The organism is Enterobacter sp. ku-bf2 (genome assembly GCF_001742765.1).
Taxonomy (GTDB): Bacteria; Pseudomonadota; Gammaproteobacteria; order Enterobacterales; family Enterobacteriaceae; genus Enterobacter; species Enterobacter quasiroggenkampii.
Map to the genome: position 1 here is coordinate 1 of NZ_MDVW01000017.1, position 638 is coordinate 638.

At 49.7% G+C, this 638-nt stretch carries 1 protein-coding gene; it reads right to left on the bottom strand.

Going from position 1 to position 638, the window contains the following annotated elements:
* The coding region (locus BFG58_RS14990) for a LysE family translocator (protein ID WP_069720046.1) at positions 1–565 on the bottom strand (565 nt) is incomplete at its 3' end.
* Between the last annotated feature and the right edge of the window lie 73 nt (positions 566–638).

The window sequence follows — 638 nt, forward strand, 5'->3', positions numbered from 1 at the left end:
GCCATTTGATAAAGCCAGGGTGTTTACTTAGCCAGTTTCCAAATGTCCCTGATGCCATCGCGACTGACCCCAGGGAAATAATTCCTGCCAGCTTCTGGATACTACCCAGAACAAGCAATTGCAGCCAGACAGGACCCGCGGCAGGATCGACAAACTGAGGAAGAAAAGCAAACATGAACAGCAGGGATTTTGGGTTAGTCAGGCTGTTCAGGGCGCCTTCCTTAACGGCACTCCAGTCAGAAATTTTGGCCGTTTTTCGCAACCGCGTATCTGTGCCTGAAATCGCAATCATTTTTATGCCCAGCCACATCAGATAAGCCGCACCAGCCCACCTTAACAGATCTAGTGCAACCGGCCAGGCATGAACAACGGCTACCAGCCCCAGAACAAGAAAAGAAACCTGCACAAAACCCGCTACAAATACATTACCCAGTACCGTAAACAGTGCAATACGTCTTCCCTGACCGACGCCTCTGGCGATAGTTAGCATCATGTCTGGCCCCGGAGAAATCTCCAGAAGCGTCAGCGCGAGAAGAAAAGTGATAAACGTTTCGATGGAAGGCATCTTGGTTGAGTCCGGATAAATATTTCTGCTACGTTACCTCAGTCCGATTCGAGCCGAAAGTGGAATATACTGC